The organism is Legionella impletisoli (genome assembly GCF_900639875.1).
Taxonomy (GTDB): Bacteria; Pseudomonadota; Gammaproteobacteria; order Legionellales; family Legionellaceae; genus Legionella_A; species Legionella_A impletisoli.
On record NZ_CAAAIA010000010.1, the window covers coordinates 44,431 to 62,654 of the forward strand.

An 18,224-nucleotide genomic window follows, 5' to 3' on the forward strand; every position below is an offset into this window, starting at 1 on the left:
TTGACATTATATATTGAATTCTAGTCTGGAAGCGAATTTTTCGCTCCTACTTCCTCGCAGGCGCCTTGTTGTTGAGAAACAGGTTTTCCTTGGGGCAGTGGTGGAAATAAGGAAAATAAACCTCCAAAAGCCACTGATCTTGGTGATGTCGTTACCCTTTCCCATAAAACCACTCTTGCTCTAAGTTGTTGTAATTCGAGTTTTTCTTGGTGGGCAATTTTTAGTCCGGTTAATTTTTCAATGATTTTGTCGTTGGATGAGCTTGCGTCCAAACCCAGTCGAGCCAATATTTCTTCATGTAGCAGCTTTCCTAATCGTGACCCTGAAGCGCCATATCTTGCGGCATGACCATAGCAGACGAATTCTTGTCCCCCTTGTATTAACGTAATGGTGCTGCTGGAAGAGTGTGTTTGTAACTGACGGATCCCTTTTACCAGATCGCAAAGTTCAGAAAATGCTTGGTCATTGACATCACTCATCGGGTTTGTGATTGCATGGAGTGACACCATGCTCCTTAATAGACAATTTAGTAAATTGACGTGTGTCGGAGCATCCTCGGTAATTTCATTGACAATACCTTTAAGGATTAGTTCAAGAGGAGTCAAATCGTCTTTAAAGAAAATTTTTGCTTGGCTATCTGCTTTTTCACGCTCTAAGGCAGTGGCTTTGACTTCGCTTCGATAACGAAGAACGACGGTTAAAAGGGCGTGTTTTAAATCATTTAAATCCAACATAACAACTCCTTGATTTCAAAGGCCAAGACTTTTGCTTAATTCACTATAGTGTAATTTGGGTTTCTTGTGCAAGAATCTAGTTGAAACCAAACAATTGGAGGAACTCATATGGAAGCGATGCGATTATTCCCTTAAATGAGAAAATGGATAGAATAAACTGGATAAAAATTTCATTTTTTAATAACTTACGTTAATATGTAGCAAGATCTAAGGATATTTTATTTCAGGGTTTTAATTATTTCTCAACCCAGCTTAGGAATAAAATACCCGCTTCGAGCCATCCATAATCAGGGATTACATGCCATAAGAGGGAGAATAGGCAAGTGTTTAAATTGTTAAGCCCTAGACAACGAACTATTCTCGGAGTAGACATCAGTTCAACCTCGGTAAAAATTATTGAACTTTCATCAAATGGTAATCAGTATAGTGTTGAAGGTTATGGCGCTATCAAACTTCCTGAAAACGCTATGGAAGGCCCAATTGTTAAAGATGTTGATGCAGTATCCAATGCGATTCGTTCATTATTGGCTCAAACGCGATTAAGCTCAAGAAAGGTCGCGGTAGCTGTTCCGGACTCTTTAGCGATTAGTCGTACGATACAGGTGCATGAAGGATTAAGCGAAGATGAGATTGAAGAGCTCGTCATCATCGAAGCAGATAAATATATTCCTTATCCCATTGATGAAATCAATATCGATTTTAATGTGATTGGTCCATCAGCTAAGAACACGGCTATGCAAGATGTTCTCATTGTTGCATCCCGCACTGAAAATGTGAGCAAACGGGTTGAGACCGTTTCGCATGCAGGTTTGGAAGCTGTCATCGTAGATGTGGAATCTTATGCAATCGAACGCGTTGCCCATCTGTTTGCGCCAGATTTACCCACTGAAGGCGAAAATAAAGTCATTGCGATCATCGATGTCGGAGCGGTATATACACATTTTTTCGTTCTTTCAGGCATGAAGATTATTTTTTCAAGGGAAGAGGAATTTGGTGGCGTTCGGCTTATTCAAGCTATTATGGAAAAGTATGGTTTAGGAGCGGAAGAGGCAGAGAAGTCTCTTCGGGAAGGGACGTTGCCTTCGGATTATGTAGATGAGGTATTACAGCCATTTATAGAATTAATTCTTCTGCAGATTAAGCGTGGTTTGCAGGTCTTTTTTTCATCAACACACTACACGGTGGTGGATTATATTCTTTTGGCGGGTGGAGTCGCGAAGGTACCGGATTTGGCACGATTGTTACAAGAACATATTAACATCCCTACACAAATCGCAAATCCCTTTAAATACATGAATGTGGCAAAAAAGATAAATCAAGACCAGTTGTATAAAGATTCTCCAACGCTGTTGGTGGCTTGTGGTTTAGCGCTTAGAGCCTCAGAAAAAAAGTAATGTCCTCTTCCCTTAAACGATGAGGAGATAGGAAGCTCAATGACCGAAATTAATTTATTGCCTTGGCGTGAGGCTAGGCGGGAAAAAGAAAAAAAAGAATTTACTTTATACTTGGGCGTTGCTTTAGCCGCAGCGGCAATTGTTGTTTTTATGTGGAATATGTATGCAAAAAATTTAATTGAAGACCAAACGAATCGTAATCAAATCTTACAAACTGAAATTACTCGTTTAAAGGCTCAAATTAAAGAGATTGAAGAGCTTAAAAAATTGCGCGAAGCGTTGATTGCGAGAATGAATATTGTTCAAAATCTACAGGCTACTAGAACACTCACGGTACGTATGTTTGATGAACTCGTAAACGTTTTACCTAATGGAGTGTATTTAACACAGATTGAACGTGAGGGGGATAAAATCACCTTGTTTGGATATGCTGAGTCCAACAGCAATATTTCAGAGCTCATGAGAAATATTGAAGCCAATCAATGGATTCAATCTCCTGAGCTTACGGAAATAAAAAAAGCTAAGGATTCACCGGAAAACGTAGATAATACATTTAAATTGAGTTTTATCCTTGGTCCTAAAACAAATGGCGTGATGAATGAAAAACCTGAATCTAAATGAATTAACTTTAGAAAATATCGGACAATGGCCTAAACACATTAAGATTGCTGCCATTGTTGTAGTTGCGCTTGTGATTATAGGACTGGGATATTGGCTTATTATTAAATCCAATTTGGAACAATATGAATCATTGCAACAACAAGAGCGGGAGTTAAGAGCAGAGTTTGAACGAACACAACATAAAGCGGCAAATCTGCAAGCGTATCGAAATCAAATGGAAATCATGGAAGAGCGTTTTGGAGTGATGCTTAAGCAATTGCCATCAAAAAACGAAATGCCTGGTCTCCTAGAAGATATTTCTCGAATGGGGGTGGCGAGTGGACTAACATTTGAATTATTTGCTCCAATGCCAGAGATTCAACATGATTTTTATATCGAGCTTCCTATAAAGATTTCTGTGGTGGGGAATTATCATCAACTTGCTGTGTTTTTAAGTCGTGTGGCTCAATTAGGACGAATTGTGACGATTCATGATTTTGTCATTGAACCAGCAGCCACAGAAAAACAAAAACAAACAGGCGATCAACTGATTATGAAAATGACGGCAAAAATTTATCGGTATAGAACAGTATGATAAGCAAAAATAATCCTTACCCTATACAAGTTGTTCACTACCGAAAGCGGATCGGTTGGCTTTTTTTAATGTGTATTAGTGTTGGTTTGGTGGGATGTGGTACCGATGATACTGAACTAAGAAACTATATGCAGGAAGTTAAATCAAGGCCCTCAAAACCTATAGAACCTATCCCAGAATTTGAAACGCCCGAGAAATTCACTTACCCTGAGCAGCAAAATAGGCGAAGCCCATTTAAACAGATTAAAGTAGTAGAGAAAGAAGATGTCCAGGCCCCGAATATTAATCGCCCGAAGCAACCATTGGAAGCATTTCCACTGGATGCTCTAAAATTTGTAGGGATAGTCAAGGTAAATTCAACCATTTGGGGGCTGATAAGTCAGCCTGATGGATTAATTACTCGCGTGAAAGCGGGCGATTATATGGGTAAAAATTTTGGTCGGATCACTCAAATTACCAATGATACAATCAAACTGGAAGAAACCATCCAGGTTGGTGGGAAATGGGAAAAAAGGCCAATAACGTTAAAACTTAACAAACCTGAATAGGGTATGCCCCTAGTTATTCTCAACCGACAATCTTTCACTCAATGCCTTTGGGGAAAGGATGGGTCAAAAGGGAGATTACTTTGAGAAAGTTTATTATTGTGCTCTTATTGCTTTCAGCAGCGTTTACCAATCTGCATGCAAGGGATAACGCATTACAATCGGTAAAAGTAAAGTCTATGCCGGATAACCGAGTTCGGATTGATTTTTGTTTTGCACATCCGTTAGAACAGCTTCCAGCCAGTTTTATTACCCAAAAGCCCCCACGGCTTGTTTTGGATTTTATTAATTCGCAGTTAGCTTTGTTTGATCCAGAGGACAAATTTAAAAAAATTGAACTGGCATCTTTGATTAAATATCGGATTGTTTCTGTTAAAGATAGAGTGAGAGCTATTCTAGATTTATCCGATACGGTAGCTTATTCGGGCTATAGTTCCGGAAATGTCTATAGCTTAATGATAAAAGGGAAATCAGAACAGCTCGTTCCTCAGCGCAAAGAAATTTTTGTTACAAATCGCCCTGTGAATGCACGATATGGAATTAAAAATATTGATTTTCGTGGTACCGCCAAGAATGGCGGTCGAGTGATTATTAATGTAACCGATGCGGGTATTCCAATTGAAGTCACTCAATCCGGTAAAAAGATTGAAGCAATATTTAATAGCACCCGGTTACCTCAAAATTTGCGTAAACGATTTGATGTGGTTGATTTTCATAGCCCCGCGCGAATCGTCAGTGCGACGCAACAAGGTAAAGATGCCAAAGTTGCGATTTTAGCCGCGGGGGATTTTGGGCACTTTGCTTATCAGGTTAATAAGCAGTTTATTATTGATGTGTTTCCTTTGACACCAGAAGAAATACAAGCTGAAAAACTGAAGAAAAAAGTATTTACTGGAAAACGAATTTCTTTAAATTTCCAAGATATTCCAGTTCGCTCGGTTTTAAATTTGTTAGCCGAGTTTACAGGTATTGATATTGTGGTAAGTGATAATGTGAAAGGCAATATCACCTTACGATTAAATGACGTACCCTGGGATCAAGCTTTAGATATTATTTTAACCACCCAAAATTTAGATAAACGTCGGACTGGAAATGTAATTTTAGTGGATACCGCAGCGAAGTTTACTGAGCGAGAGCAGCAGGAGCTCGCTGAGATACAAGCCGCTAAAAAGCTCGCGCCTATTCGTTCAGAATTGCTGCAAATTAATTATGCTAAAGCAGCAGATATCGCATCGATGCTCAAAGATAAAGAGAATTCTTTACTCACAGATCGTGGTACGGTGAGCGTTGACCAACGTACGAATACCATTTGGCTACAAGATACCGGAGCTCAAATTGATGAAATTCGAGAATTGGTAAAAAAACTCGATGTTCCTGTGAAACAAGTGCTGATCGAAGCGCGCATTGTGAACGTTACTAAAGATTGTGCAGAAGATATTGGAGTCCGTTTTGGTGTTTCGAGACCAACTCATTTAAGTGGTACCCTTGAGGGGGCAAACGAACTCGCGGGCGGAACTCCTCCAGCGGATGTTCCGATTGCCGATCGGTTAAACGTAGATTTAGGGGCATTACCCATTGATGCATCTCCTGCATCTATTGGAATTGCATTGGCAAAACTTGGTAATGGTGTCTTACTTGATCTAGAATTATCCGCGTTAGAAAGCGAAGGTCGAGCCGAAATTATTGCGAGTCCTCGATTAATGACCACCAATCAGCAATCGGCGGTCATCGAATCAGGTGAAGATATTCCTTATCAAGAGGCAACATCAAGTGGCGCTACAGCGGTAGCCTTTAAGAAGGCTGTTCTAAGTTTGAAAGTGACTCCGCAAATTACACCAGATGGAAAACTTCTGATGGATTTGCAGATTAATCAGGATTCTGATTCTGGTAGGAGGGTTCAAGGGGTACCCATTATTTTAACCAAATCGATTGAAACGAACGTATTGGTAAATAATGGTCAAACCATTGTATTGGGGGGAATTTATCAACAAGATAAAAATAATTCGGTGACACGTGTGCCATTTTTAGGGCAATTACCGCTAGTTGGTAATTTATTTTCACGCAGTTCGGCGCGATTAAGTAATGAAGAGTTGCTCATTTTCATTACTCCTAGGATAATAACCAACAATTTATCCATCACTGCGATTAAAGGACCTCCGAGAGTGTATCAAAGAGGAGCAGCGGTTGAGTTAGATAAATTTGGTAAGCCAGTAGGGCCACGACCCCAGGTCATGAGCGTTACGCCACCAAGAAAACCCTGGAAGGGATAAACCCATTGCATGTGGATACTGGCTAAACAAGAATATCCACTAAACATTAAGACACTTAAAATTCAGACTGATTACAATTTAATTTATAAAAAGAGGTATGTAATAAAAAATGAGCATCGTTAAAGTACGTAACATATTTCTGATAGGACCTATGGGGGCTGGTAAAAGTACAATAGGCCGTACTTTGGCAAAAGAGCTCAAGCTTGAGTTCTATGATACGGATGAAGTGATTGAGGAGCGCTCTGGTGCGGATATCTCATGGATTTTTGATGTTGAGGGAGAAGAGGGATTTCGAAAACGTGAGCAAAAAGTGATTGAGGAGTTAACTCAAAAAAACAACATTGTGTTAGCTACGGGGGGAGGGGTTGTGATGTCTCCTGAAAATCGTAATGCTTTGGCAGCACGAGGAACTGTGATTTACCTAAAGGCTTCTCTTCAGCAGCAATTTGAGCGCACTAAGCGCGATACAAAAAGACCGCTATTACAAACGGATGATTTAGAGCAACGTCTTGAAACACTTAAAGAAGAACGCGAACCGTTTTATGAAGAGCTTGCTGATGTTAGCTTTGAAACAGATAAATTAACTGTTAAAGCAGTGGCTAACAATATAATAAAATACATTTATGGCGAAGTCTGAGATTTTAAAACGGCTTGAGGTCCGTTTACCGAAACGAGCCTATCCAATTTATATCGGTTCGAACTTATTATCGGATGAGGCATTGCTAACTCAGCATTTGAATGCTAATCAAGCCCTGATTGTTACGAATGAAACAATCGCACCAATGTATCTTCCGCATCTGAAAAAAGCGTTTAGAAAGATTCAGTATAATATTGTTATTTTACCGGATGGTGAGCAACATAAGAATCAGCAGAGTTTAGATAAGATTTATAATGAATTATTTCAAAATCGCCATCATCGTGATACGACGCTTATTGCTCTAGGTGGGGGTGTCATTGGAGATATGACAGGGTTTGCGGCGTCTACTTATCAACGAGGCGTCCGATTTTTGCAAATCCCAACGACGCTTTTAGCTCAAGTTGATGCTTCGGTAGGTGGAAAAACGGCCATTAATCATCCGCAAGGTAAAAATATGATCGGTAGTTTTTATCAACCTCACGCCGTTATCATTGATTTAGATGTTTTATCAACGCTACCCATACGAGAATTTCGTGCAGGTATGGCAGAAGTGATTAAGCATGCAATATTAGCAGGGGGAGAGTTTTTAGCGGATGTGGAATCTTTTTTAAAACAAAGTACTGAGACGAATAAGCCAACGTTAGCGAGTCTTGTAGCAAGTTGTTGCGCAATTAAGGCACAATTGGTTGAAGAAGATGAGAAGGAAGCCGGGCGGCGGGCATTATTAAATCTTGGTCATACGTTTGCTCACGCTCTAGAAGCCTACACGAATTACCAAACTTTAAGGCATGGTGAGGCCGTTGGGATTGGACTCTATTGTGCCGCATTATTATCGAATAAAATGAATTTGTTAAGCGACGCGTGTCTTGAACGCATCGATGAATTATTAACGTTAGCCTCTTTACCGAGAAGAATCCCAAAAGAGATTGATTTAAATGCATTACGTGATTTAATGTCTAATGATAAAAAAGTTAAAAACAACGTGTTGCGTTTTATTTTAATCAAGTCGCTTGGTGATTGTTATATAGAATCTGCTGTACCCCATTCTGTGCTTATGGACACACTCAAGAATGCTGTTTAAGGAGAAAAATACAATGAATGATGGAGCTTTAGAAATTAACCTCGATGCTAATAAACTATATAAGCCTGCAAGTTGGCTCGCGAAAATCGAGTTCATCAATCAGATTGTCCTTGGCACAAATGTTTTAATTTCTGTTCTAGGTGAAGAAGGCAGCGGTAAAACGTCTTTTTCTGCTCTTTTGCAAGCACACTTAGACCCACAAATTCAAACCCATTATTTCGCTGTAAATCCTTTATTTGATGAGGCAACATTTGTTCGCCAAATTAGTCAGAAGCTAAATCTTGAAGAAAAGAATAGCTTTGCTGAGTTTATAGAAGAAAGCCAAGCTAACCAATCACATACCTTACTCATTATTGATGACGCACACCATTTGCCAGAATCTTTTATAGATACGATTTTAAATCCTCTGCAACAACAAGGTGCTCATGGTTATTTCCATGTTTGTTTTATTGCAAACCAATCTTTTTTAAAGGTGTTGAATCAATTCGAACAGCAAAACTACAAAGAAATGATTCATACCATTGAATTAGGGCATTTAAATGAAAAAGAAACCAAAGAATATCTACTTCATCGCTTTTTAACCCACCCTGAATTTATTTCCGAAGAACGAGCAAAACAGTTTTATCAATTTACCGATGGCAGTATTTTAGGAATCAACACTCAAATGGCAAGTTTTTTCAATTTAGGCCAGGCAGTTACCCCAGGAAGTCGAGCACAGTATCGAAGTACACATTATCAACGTTTATCGTTAATTGCTGGGGCAGTCGTGGTAGCACTTGGTTTAGCGTTTACCCTAAAACCTTCTGAGTCTGGCTTAAAGCCATCTTCAGAAGTGGTAATGGAGCTCGAAAAGCCTATTGAGGCCACACGTCTCGCAACACAAGTAGTGGATGAGCCATTTTATATGAGTAGTATTCCCTCTTATGACCTAGCAGCCGTTCGTCAATTCTTACAGCCTACGGAATTAAGGCGAGCAGAGCTTGTCGTTTACAATGAAGAAGATGATTTAAGCAACAACTCACTTGTGGTTATGGATAAAGTGGTTGTGGTTCCCAAAGTTATTCATAAAAGTCAGCCATCCGAGGACGTGTCTGTAGAAGTGGCAGAAAAAATCACTATGAATCCGCAGTCCGATAAGCAACTAGCTCAAGCGGAAGTAAAACCTTCTAAGCCTAAAGTAGCTAAAAAATCAACGAAAGGAGCTTATACCATCCAACTTATTGCCAGCCATAGTAGAGCTGAATTAGAGCGTTTTGCAAGCGCCCATCATATTGAAGGCAAAGCCAAGATTCATCAATCCAAAAAACAAGGGAAAAATTGGTATGTGTTAACCATGGGAGATTTTAAAGATCACGATGGAGCCAAACTCGCCATTAGCCAGCTTCCGCTTGATTTAGCAAAATTTAAACCCTGGGTGCGGAAAATGGATCGCTTACAATCGCTAGGTTAAGTCAGAATTCGCCGGGCATCATCTATCTAATCAATGACTAGAAAATTTCCTAGCATAACTCGGTTTATAGACTATCGGATAAATCTAAGGATAGATTATGAAAAGACAGAAGGGACTATTTATTCTTTCTCTGCTCCTAATGGGAGTAGGTCCGCTAACCTTAGCTCAGGATGTGGCGTCTAAAATTTCTTGCGCGAAAGCAGCTCCCATGATTCAAATGAAAACTGGTTCAGTATGCGGTCTGAAACAGCAAAGCAGTGGTGAAGAGGCCTATGCTTATTTGGGAATTCCTTATGCTAAACCTCCGACTGGGGCGCTTCGCTGGCAACCGCCTGCGAAAGTGGAAGACTGGAAGCCTAAAATTTATCCGGCCGTAAAAATAGCGAGTGAATGCCCACAACCTTCACCAACTTCAAGTACAGGGTATTCTGGCAGCGAAGACTGCCTGTATCTTAATGTTTGGAAACCAACCAAAACACATTCTAAACGACTTCCTGTGATGGTTTTTATTCCTGGCGGTGGATTTTTAACAGGCCAAGGGGGATATCCTGCATATAACGGAACCTACATGGCGGGTATAGGTCAGGTGATTGTGGTGACGATGAATTATCGATTGGGTGCATTAGGATTTCTTCGATATCAGAAAAATAAAAGTCAAATTGATGGAAATTTTGCCTTGCTCGATCAACTCGAGGCATTAAAATGGGTAAATCAGAACATCGAGCGCTTTGGTGGGGATCCCAACCAAGTAACCATTTTTGGCGAAAGTGCAGGAGCCATGTCAGTCGGTACTCATTTGTTTGCAATGCCAGCAAGCAACCCTTATTTCCGTGCTGCTATTATGGAAAGTAATGTATTAAGTATTACCTATGATTCTCCCCAAAAAACTGAAGCGAAACAAGAAAAATTCATCTCAAAACTTTGTGAATTAAGCCAATTAAGCGAAGATAAATGTCCCAAAACGGCACAATGGCTTCGTAGCTTATCTCTCAATGTTGTCATGAGCGCTGAAAACGAATTGGCGCCAAATGGAGGCGTATCTGGTTTACTACTGCTGGGTATGACTAAGGGGTTTCTATGGCAGCCAATTAGCGGTGTCTATCCTGTCGTTGGACCAATGAATAAAGGATTTCAACCTGGTACAGAACCTAAGCCTTTTGTGATTGGAACCAATCGAAACGAAGGCGCTTTTTTCGTGCCGCATGCTAATCAATTCAGCACAAACGATTACGAAAAATTATTAGTTCGTAATTTTGGATCGGCAAAAGCAAAAGAGATTCTGAGTTTTAAAGTCAACGGGAATCGGCCTTATAATCCATCTGATTACCCAAATAAAAAAGACTCGCTAATGACTTCAGCAGCACAAGCCATGGCAAAAGTGATTACGGATTATGCATTTACAGGCGCTAGTATATTTGCTGTCTCTGAAGCGTGGAAGCAAATGAAAGCGAACAATCTGCCGGTTTTTGGTTATCGTTTTACTCAGCACTCAACCTTTAATTACGCTATTTATGAGCGCTGTGGACCATTGTCTGATAATATTTGTCACACAGAAGAAATTCCTTATGTGTTTCATAATTTTATTGAGCGTCAGGGAACAACGCAATCTCTTCTTCCAGAAAGTAAAGTAACCGATGCTGAAAGACAGCTGTCACAAAAAATGGTAAGAGCTTGGGTTGGTTTTGCAAAAAATCCTACCAATTGGAAAAAGGGCTTTGGATATCCACCACTCGAATCTGCAAGTTTAGGGCCATACGTCAACTGGCGGGATCCTGTTCAACCCATTGAACAATTAGCTGAGCTCGTAAATTATTCGTTTTGGTTGTCTTTGATTCCTGCTTCAAGCCTTGCTTGAAGCTTTTTCGAATGGTGGAGCGTTTAATGTGCGAGCGTTAACCTGCTTAGCCCAGGTTTTATAACCGATAATAGCCATTACAAGATAAATCATCATCAAAAGCGTGTGAAATGGCAGTTGTTTATGCCAATATAAGGCCGCATATATTGCATCGGTAAGCAGCCACACTATCCAAGTTGCAAGTACTTTATGACACATTAATAATTGAGCTGCTAAACTCAACGAAGTTGTTAAAGCATCTAATCCAGGAATGGTTGAGCGGGTAAAGTGGATAAGTAAAATAAATATTAATGCGAAACTTAGCCCGGTACCTGTAAATAAATAAACCCATTGTTTGGATGTTAAGCGGGTGATAGCCCCTGCATCCGCTTTAAGTTTTATTTCTCCTAAGGTCCAACAATACCAGCCATAGGCAGAAGTAGCAAAATAAAAACATTCAAGGGCCATATCTGCATAAATTCCATGCGAAAAATAAAGCCAGGCATTCAAGACAGTGGCTATGAGACTAATAGACCAGGCTATTTTCTTTTGTGTAATAAAAAAGTAGGTGGCGAGCAGTGAAAAAATTGCGCCCAGCAAATCATAGAGCATGGTGACTACTACCGGCGTCTTGTTAAGCATTAAAAGCATAGTATACACAGATTTGGCACCCGTGTATAAACCACCAGTACACGGTAAATGCATCTAAATTTGACCGATCATTTTTTCAGCATTAGATCCAAAATGGCCTGGCGAAATTTTCATAGAAAAAATCTTATCTCATCATAAGTACCAGGAAACGCTATTCGAATTTAAAGTAATTGGTCAAATTTAGATGCATTATCCGTGAGCTTAGTTTGTTGACATTTAATTTTGTGAAACGAAAATGTAATATCAACAGACTCTAGCGATATAATGAAGTAAATTTTTTCTTGGAGCCAGCTTATGAATGAATTACAGAAGATACAACGATTGAAACACGAGCTGGTTTGTTTATCCAGACGACAGGATAAACTTTCGGTTTATGAAAATAATAGCCCTGTCGAGAGGCGAAAACTAGAGGAAAAGTACCAAAATATAAAAGATGAGTTAAATACTTTACTGGCAGAAATAATAAAAAGAAAAGAGGATGGGGTTAGAAATCAGCAAGGTGACGATGTAGGGTCTAGACCTGGTTTTTTTCAACAACAGAATTTAACAAACCCTCAGAAAGACGCTGAGGAAGATGTACTTAAAAATCACTATTAAATAGGTCTGGTCTTGCTTGGACAAGATGCGAGCAGGTTGAGATAATTTTCACGCGTTCTTTGTGGACAAAAGGCCGGAGCCGTCAGCGGCTTGGCCTACATGTCGAGACTTACCAAGACAGTATTGGCCGTATAACTACTTCTTTCCTCCCCAGGCAACTCCTAAAGCAAGGGAACTTACCCCAAACCAAACGCTAACCACAAACTCTGCGCAAAACCTAAAGAAAAAGCCACTAATGTATTGAGAAATGCGCTTACGAGGTTTTTAATGGTTGTTTTCATGGCTAAATAAGCAAGATTGCTTTTACATTGTTTTTCAAATTTCTTCCCAGCCTTCAGCGCCAGATAAAACCCGCAGATGCTCAATGCAAATATATCCACCAACATGTACTTCATTGTTCGTTCAACGGAGCTCTTTGAGCTTTCCAAAAAATTCAATAAAAACAAAAGCCATGCAGTCAATTTCTCATATGAAATTGACTATATTTCCCTATTACGAAGATTATTTAAAATGATCGGTCAAGTTTAGATGCGTTTACCATGACCAGTAGTAAATGGCGCTGGGAAATTTTCACTTTTTCTGCTAGTCTTTGATTCATAGAGCATTCTTACGGAGAGGAATCATGTATAAAAAGGTATTGTTTGCCACAGATTTTGATGAAGTGGGTGTTAACGCTGCGCGAAAAGCTAAGAAAATTGCCGAGGAAAATGGCGCGGATTTAATTCTTGTGCATGTGGTTGAACCAATACCTGCTTATGCTTACCCGGGTTTCGCAGGTTTCGCTGAAGTAGAAGTTTCAATACGCGAACAAGCTGAAAAAGAGCTCAATGCATTAGGGGATCAGCTTAATGTTGATAATAATCATCGATTTTTAGAGTTTGGCTCAACTAAAAATGAAGTACTGCGCGTAGCTGAAGAAAATAAAGTCGATTTAATTGTCACTGGAAGTCATGGTAAACACGGACTAGCTCTTCTATTAGGTTCAACGGCAAACGCAATTCTTCATGGCGCAAATTGTGATGTTTTAGTGGTTCGACCACCTCAGGATAAAAACGATTAGAGAATGAATAATTAGGGCCTGTTTACAATTAAAACACTGAGCCACCCGGTCAAGCCGTGTGGCGTAGGCAAAGATGTGATCAAGAGACAGCCCTACGTGGCCCGACTTGTTCGGGCTACCTATTACTTCAATCAGGTTACAATTCACTGCAAATAAAAAGAGTAAAAAACCACACCACGTTGGCGCTAGAGGATGCATGTCATTCGCTTTAAAAGATTTTCTTCTAAACAAATCTTAATAGAATGGGTATAATTCTTTTTTTGTTTAATAAAATTAGTCTTTATGAACGTGCTACGAGGGAACGGCCCATTTAGCGAGCTTAGTGCCGGATCGGTGGCTACAATCGGAAATTTTGATGGGGTGCATGTCGGCCATCAAGCTTTAATCCAAGTGTTACGCGAACAAGCCAGAGCTTTAAAGCTGCCGTTACTCGTTATTTTATTTGAACCCCAGCCCAGCGAATATTTTCATCTTACAAACCCACCTGCACGATTATCGAGCTTAAGAGAAAAAATTTTGGGGCTAAAAAAATTAGGGGTGGATTATGTTTATTGCATGGCGTTTGATCAAATGCTTGCAACGATGGATCCTATCGAATTTGTTCAACGATTTCTTCTCTCTATATTACATGTCAAACTCTTGGTAGTAGGACAGGATTTCCGGTTTGGTAAAAATCGTGAAGGGGATGTTGGTTTATTGACTCGTCTTTTTAAAGTCCATGGACGAAATGTACAACTGTTTTCTGATTTCCAATTGTTCGAAGAGCGAGTCAGTTCAACTAAAATAAGAGCCGCATTAGCGGAAGATGATTTACTGTTGGCAAGTAAGCTTCTTGGAAGAGCGTATAGTATGTGTGGCCGAGTAGTAAAGGGCGATCAGCGTGGCCGTCAATGGGGAATACCTACTGCAAATATAAATTTAAGCAAAAAAAAGCTTCCAATTCGTGGCGTTTATTTCGTACATGTGGTAAGAAATGGTACACTATTACATGGTGTTGCCAATGTTGGTTGTAGGCCAACCGTGGATGGTAGTAAGAATATACTGGAAGTTCATATATTAGATTTTAATCAATCCTTGTATGGAGAGTTATTGGAGGTTGTGTTTCTTCAGAAGCTACGTGATGAGCAGCGGTTTTCATCGCTTGATGACTTAATTACAACCATTAAATCAGATATTGCAGCGGCGATTCACTATTTTAATAGCTAATCCTTGAGAAACCGGTTGACGTTTTCATAACAAAAGCGTCAAGCGATTTCTAGTGTAACCGACTTAAAGAGTAGAACTCATGGCAGAATATAAAGACACTTTAAATTTACCTAACACCCTATTCCCTATGAAAGCAAGTCTTTCGCAGCGGGAGCCAAGCATGCTATCCGAATGGGAAGCCAAAGAAGTCTATGAAAAAATTCGTAAAGCGCGCGCTGGTAAAAAACGGTTTATTTTGCATGATGGCCCTCCTTACGCCAACGGTCACCTGCATTGTGGGCATGCATTAAACAAAATTCTTAAAGATATTATCATCAAATCGAAAACATTCAGCGGTTATGACGCACCTTATGTTCCAGGTTGGGATTGTCATGGTTTGCCGATTGAGTTGAATGTTGAAAAAAAAGTGGGTAAGGCTGGAGTTAAGCTCTCTTTCGGAGAGTTTCGACAAAAGTGCCGTGAGTACGCTGCAAGTCAAATTGATATTCAACGTGAAGAATTTAAACGTCTTGGTATTTTGGGGGAATGGAATAATCCCTACATTACCATGAGCTTTACCAACGAGGCGAACATCGTTCGAGCTTTAGCCAAAATTGTTGCTAACGGACATTTACAACAAGGGTTTAAACCAGTCCACTGGTGTTTAGATTGTGGCTCAGCATTGGCTGAAGCAGAAGTTGATTATGAAGATAAAATGTCACCTTCCATAGATGTCGCTTTTTTAGCAGTTAATCCCAAAGCGTTTTTAGATAAAGTGGAGCGAGGATTGCCTGAAAAACAAGTGGTTGTTCCAATCTGGACAACAACGCCTTGGACTTTGCCCGCAAACGAAGCGGTGAGCTTACATCCTGAATTAGAGTATGCTTTGATAGATTCAGGTAACCACTATTTTATTGTGGCAAATGAATTGGTGGGAGTCGTCATGGGACGGTTAGGGATTGAAAAATTTACTGTTCTTGGCCGTACTCAAGGAAGCGTATTTGAACATTTGCCACTGCGACATCCTTTTTACAATAAAGAAGTGCCTGTGGTTTTGGCAGAGCACGTGACGACGGAGTCAGGTACAGGCTGTGTGCATACCGCACCAGCTCATGGCCCAGATGATTATGTGGTTGGCCAGACTTATGACTTACCTTTAATCAATCCTGTTATGGCGAATGGTTGTTATGGTGAGGATGTTCCTCTATTAGCCGGTACACATGTACTGAAAGCCAATGGGGAAATTATACAGTTATTACGTGACAAGGGAGTGTTACTCCATGAGGAGATGGTGCATCACAGCTACCCTCATTGCTGGCGTCATAAAACTCCAGTGATTTTTAGAGCAACACCTCAGTGGTTTATATCCATGGATAAAAATAAACTGCGAGAACACATGTTGTCTCAGCTCGATAAAGCCAAGTGGGTGCCAGAATGGGGCCAAGCCCGTATTCGTCTTATGGTTGAGAACAGACCTGATTGGTGTGTTTCAAGACAACGTGCTTGGGGAACGCCAATTCCTTTGCTCGTGCACAAATCCACTCGTCAATTGCATCCTGACACGGTTTCTTTAATGGAAAAAGTAGCTCAGCGGATTGAGCAGGAAGGAATTGATGCCTGGTTTAATCTGGCTATTGAGGATTTACTGGGTGAAGAAGCGGATTCTTATGAAAAAGTTACGGATACCTTGGATGTTTGGTTTGATTCTGGTGTAACACACTACACCGTCCTTCAAGAGGGTCATAAACTAGGATTTCCTGCGGATGTGTATTTTGAAGGGTCTGATCAGCATCGTGGGTGGTTTAACTCCTCATTAACCACCGCCGTGGCCATGTACGGTATGCCTCCGTATAAAACGGTGCTTACCCATGGCTATACTGTGGATGCAGAAGGTAAAAAACTATCTAAGTCCAAAGGGAACTATGTGGCACTGGATAAGTTAATTAGTCAGCATGGTGCTGATATTCTGCGTTTATGGGTAGCCTCCACCGATTATCGTAATGAAGTCAGTATTTCTGAAGAAATCTTAAAGCGTAATGCAGATGCCTATCGTCGTATTCGAAATACAGCGCGATTTTTATTATCTAATTTATTTGATTTTGTACCGGAGCGACATTCCGTTGCAATGGATAAGATGGTTGAGCTTGATCAATGGGCTATTGCACGTTGCCAGCAATTACAGGAAGACATATTAAAAGCCTATGAGCAGTATCAATTTCATGTCATTTATCAAAAAATTCATAATTTTTGTGCGGTGGATATGGGTAGCTTTTATTTGGATATCATTAAAGATCGCCAATACACCACGCCTGAAAACAGTATTGCTCGTCGTTCATGCCAAACAGCGATGTATCATATCATTCATGCATTAACGCGTTGGCTTGCTCCGATTTTGTCTTTTACAGCGGAGGAAATCTGGCGATATATTCCTGGAGCAAGCACGGAATCCATTTTCTTAGAAACATGGTACGAGACATGGCCCAAATTCGATCATATCAACATGAAGGACTGGCAACAATTGCAAGCAATTCGAGATGAGGTGAACAAGGCGCTCGAATTAAAGCGTAAGGAAGGTGTACTTGGCTCAGCATTAGCTGCAGAAGTGATTTTATATGCTGACGAACAAGCGTTTAATTTGCTGAATCGGCTTGAAGATGAGTTGCGCTTTCTTTTAATTACCTCTGGGGCGAACGTTTTACCAATGGATGATAAACCGTCCGATGCTCAGGTTAATCAAGAGCTCGGTGTTGCTATTTCCGTTTTAGCGAGCGAACATGAAAAATGTGCGCGGTGCTGGCATCGACGTTCGGATGTTGGTGAGGATCCCCATTATCCTGATCTTTGTGTTAGGTGTGTGGGTAATATAAGTGGAATGGATGAAGTGAGACGATTCGCGTGAAAAAATGGTCTTGGTTTTTAGTGAGTGTGTTGGTTATCATTTTTGATCAACTCAGTAAATATTGGGCGACAACCCACTTGTCGCCTTATGAACCCCATTCGTTTTTTCCGATGATTAATTTCACCTTGGCTTATAATACTGGCGCTGCGTTTAGTTTTTTAAGTGGAGCTGGAAGTTGGCATCAATGGTTTTTTTTCAGTTTCAGTCTCGTGATGAGTTTGGTATTAATTATTTGGATCATCAGAACATCCTCTTCAGCACATTTATTGTTGTTGGCATTAAGTCTTATTTTAGGAGGCGCGTTAGGAAACCTAGTGGACCGCTTTACCCTAGGACATGTGATTGATTTTATTGATGTTTACTATAAGTCTTATCATTGGCCCGTGTTTAATCTTGCAGATAGCGCAATTTGTTTGGGTGCAGTGATCTTATTGATTGATTTGGTCAAACATCCTGAATCCTAACCCTCTAGCCTCAGGGTAAACGCATCTAATAGCATTAAATAAAATCAAAATATCTACTATCCTCGCTTTATGGGCGAAATCCTGCCGAACTTCATTCAAGATCGACTAGATGCCCTGCATAAAGCCATAGATATCTACACAAAAAGAATAATTAGTATTTAATATGGGATTTTAGTAAAAGTGGATAATAATAAATGGATTTAGAGTTACGCCATAAAAAGCGTTATG

At 40.1% G+C, this 18,224-nt stretch carries 17 protein-coding genes; 14 read left to right on the plus strand and 3 right to left on the minus strand.

Annotated elements, in window-relative coordinates; all coding sequences use genetic code 11:
* Nucleotides 1-20: 20 nt before the first annotated feature.
* On the minus strand, nt 21-734 hold the full coding sequence (locus E1O41_RS10375; RefSeq protein ID WP_131777265.1) for a hypothetical protein: 714 nt from the start codon (nt 732-734) through the stop codon (nt 21-23).
* Between the two features lie 323 nt (nt 735-1,057).
* On the opposite strand from E1O41_RS10375, the gene pilM reads away from it, so the two are divergent.
* From pilM to E1O41_RS10420, 9 genes are all read left to right on the plus strand, one after another.
* On the plus strand, nt 1,058-2,128 hold the full coding sequence (pilM, locus tag E1O41_RS10380) for a type IV pilus assembly protein PilM (protein ID WP_131777266.1): 1,071 nt from the start codon (nt 1,058-1,060) through the stop codon (nt 2,126-2,128).
* 39 nt (nt 2,129-2,167) lie between these two features.
* Nucleotides 2,168-2,749, plus strand: a complete 582-nt coding sequence (locus tag E1O41_RS10385; RefSeq protein WP_131777267.1) for a PilN domain-containing protein — start codon at nt 2,168-2,170, stop codon at nt 2,747-2,749.
* Nucleotides 2,727-3,323, plus strand: a complete 597-nt coding sequence (locus E1O41_RS10390) for a type IV pilus inner membrane component PilO (RefSeq protein WP_131777268.1) — start codon at nt 2,727-2,729, stop codon at nt 3,321-3,323. The genes E1O41_RS10385 and E1O41_RS10390 overlap by 23 nt, the downstream gene beginning before the upstream one ends.
* A complete protein-coding gene (locus E1O41_RS10395; RefSeq protein ID WP_229669384.1) occupies nt 3,320-3,871 on the plus strand; it encodes a pilus assembly protein PilP in 552 nt (183 codons plus the stop codon). Before E1O41_RS10390 ends, E1O41_RS10395 begins: the two co-directional genes overlap by 4 nt.
* An 80-nt stretch (nt 3,872-3,951) precedes the next feature.
* A complete protein-coding gene (locus tag E1O41_RS10400; protein ID WP_131777269.1) occupies nt 3,952-6,138 on the plus strand; it encodes a type IV pilus secretin PilQ in 2,187 nt (728 codons plus the stop codon).
* 109 nt (nt 6,139-6,247) lie between these two features.
* Entirely contained in the window at nt 6,248-6,775 is a 528-nt protein-coding gene (gene aroK, locus E1O41_RS10405) for a shikimate kinase AroK (RefSeq protein WP_131777270.1), read from the plus strand.
* A complete protein-coding gene (gene aroB / locus E1O41_RS10410; RefSeq protein ID WP_131777271.1) occupies nt 6,762-7,856 on the plus strand; it encodes a 3-dehydroquinate synthase in 1,095 nt (364 codons plus the stop codon). Before aroK ends, aroB begins: the two co-directional genes overlap by 14 nt.
* A gap of 13 nt (nt 7,857-7,869) precedes the next feature.
* A complete protein-coding gene (locus tag E1O41_RS10415) occupies nt 7,870-9,306 on the plus strand; it encodes an SPOR domain-containing protein (protein ID WP_165481178.1) in 1,437 nt (478 codons plus the stop codon).
* 97 nt (nt 9,307-9,403) lie between these two features.
* Nucleotides 9,404-11,161 (plus strand): carboxylesterase family protein, encoded by a 1,758-nt coding sequence (locus E1O41_RS10420; protein ID WP_131777273.1) that lies wholly within the window; start codon nt 9,404-9,406, stop codon nt 11,159-11,161.
* Here E1O41_RS10420 and pnuC read toward each other — a convergent pair.
* Nucleotides 11,147-11,791: a nicotinamide riboside transporter PnuC gene (gene pnuC, locus E1O41_RS10425; protein ID WP_229669385.1), complete on the minus strand. Its 645-nt coding sequence runs from the start codon at nt 11,789-11,791 to the stop codon at nt 11,147-11,149. The genes E1O41_RS10420 and pnuC overlap by 15 nt on opposite strands.
* Nucleotides 11,792-12,085: 294 nt before the next feature.
* On the opposite strand from pnuC, the gene E1O41_RS10430 reads away from it, so the two are divergent.
* Entirely contained in the window at nt 12,086-12,388 is a 303-nt protein-coding gene (locus E1O41_RS10430) for a hypothetical protein (protein ID WP_131777275.1), read from the plus strand.
* A 176-nt stretch (nt 12,389-12,564) separates the two neighbouring features.
* Here E1O41_RS10430 and E1O41_RS10435 read toward each other — a convergent pair whose 3' ends face one another.
* Nucleotides 12,565-12,783 carry a hypothetical protein gene (locus tag E1O41_RS10435; RefSeq protein ID WP_131777276.1) on the minus strand — a complete coding sequence of 73 codons (219 nt, stop codon included), beginning with the start codon at nt 12,781-12,783 and terminating at the stop codon, nt 12,565-12,567.
* A 227-nt stretch (nt 12,784-13,010) separates the two neighbouring features.
* Here E1O41_RS10435 and E1O41_RS10440 point away from each other — a divergent pair, with 227 nt between their 5' ends.
* The 4 genes from E1O41_RS10440 to lspA all read left to right on the plus strand — a co-directional run bounded on the left by E1O41_RS10440 (nt 13,011) and on the right by lspA (nt 17,996).
* Nucleotides 13,011-13,448, plus strand: coding sequence for a universal stress protein (locus tag E1O41_RS10440; protein ID WP_131777277.1), 438 nt, complete (start codon nt 13,011-13,013; stop codon nt 13,446-13,448).
* A 282-nt stretch (nt 13,449-13,730) separates the two neighbouring features.
* The gene (gene ribF / locus E1O41_RS10445; protein WP_131777278.1) at nt 13,731-14,654 is read left to right on the plus strand and encodes a bifunctional riboflavin kinase/FAD synthetase; all 924 of its coding nucleotides are present in this window, start codon (nt 13,731-13,733) and stop codon (nt 14,652-14,654) included.
* A 79-nt stretch (nt 14,655-14,733) separates the two neighbouring features.
* Nucleotides 14,734-17,532 carry an isoleucine--tRNA ligase gene (gene ileS, locus E1O41_RS10450; RefSeq protein WP_131777279.1) on the plus strand — a complete coding sequence of 933 codons (2,799 nt, stop codon included), beginning with the start codon at nt 14,734-14,736 and terminating at the stop codon, nt 17,530-17,532.
* Nucleotides 17,529-17,996 (plus strand): signal peptidase II, encoded by a 468-nt coding sequence (lspA, locus tag E1O41_RS10455; RefSeq protein ID WP_131777280.1) that lies wholly within the window; start codon nt 17,529-17,531, stop codon nt 17,994-17,996. The genes ileS and lspA overlap by 4 nt, the downstream gene beginning before the upstream one ends.
* The last annotated feature ends 228 nt before the right edge of the window (nt 17,997-18,224 follow it).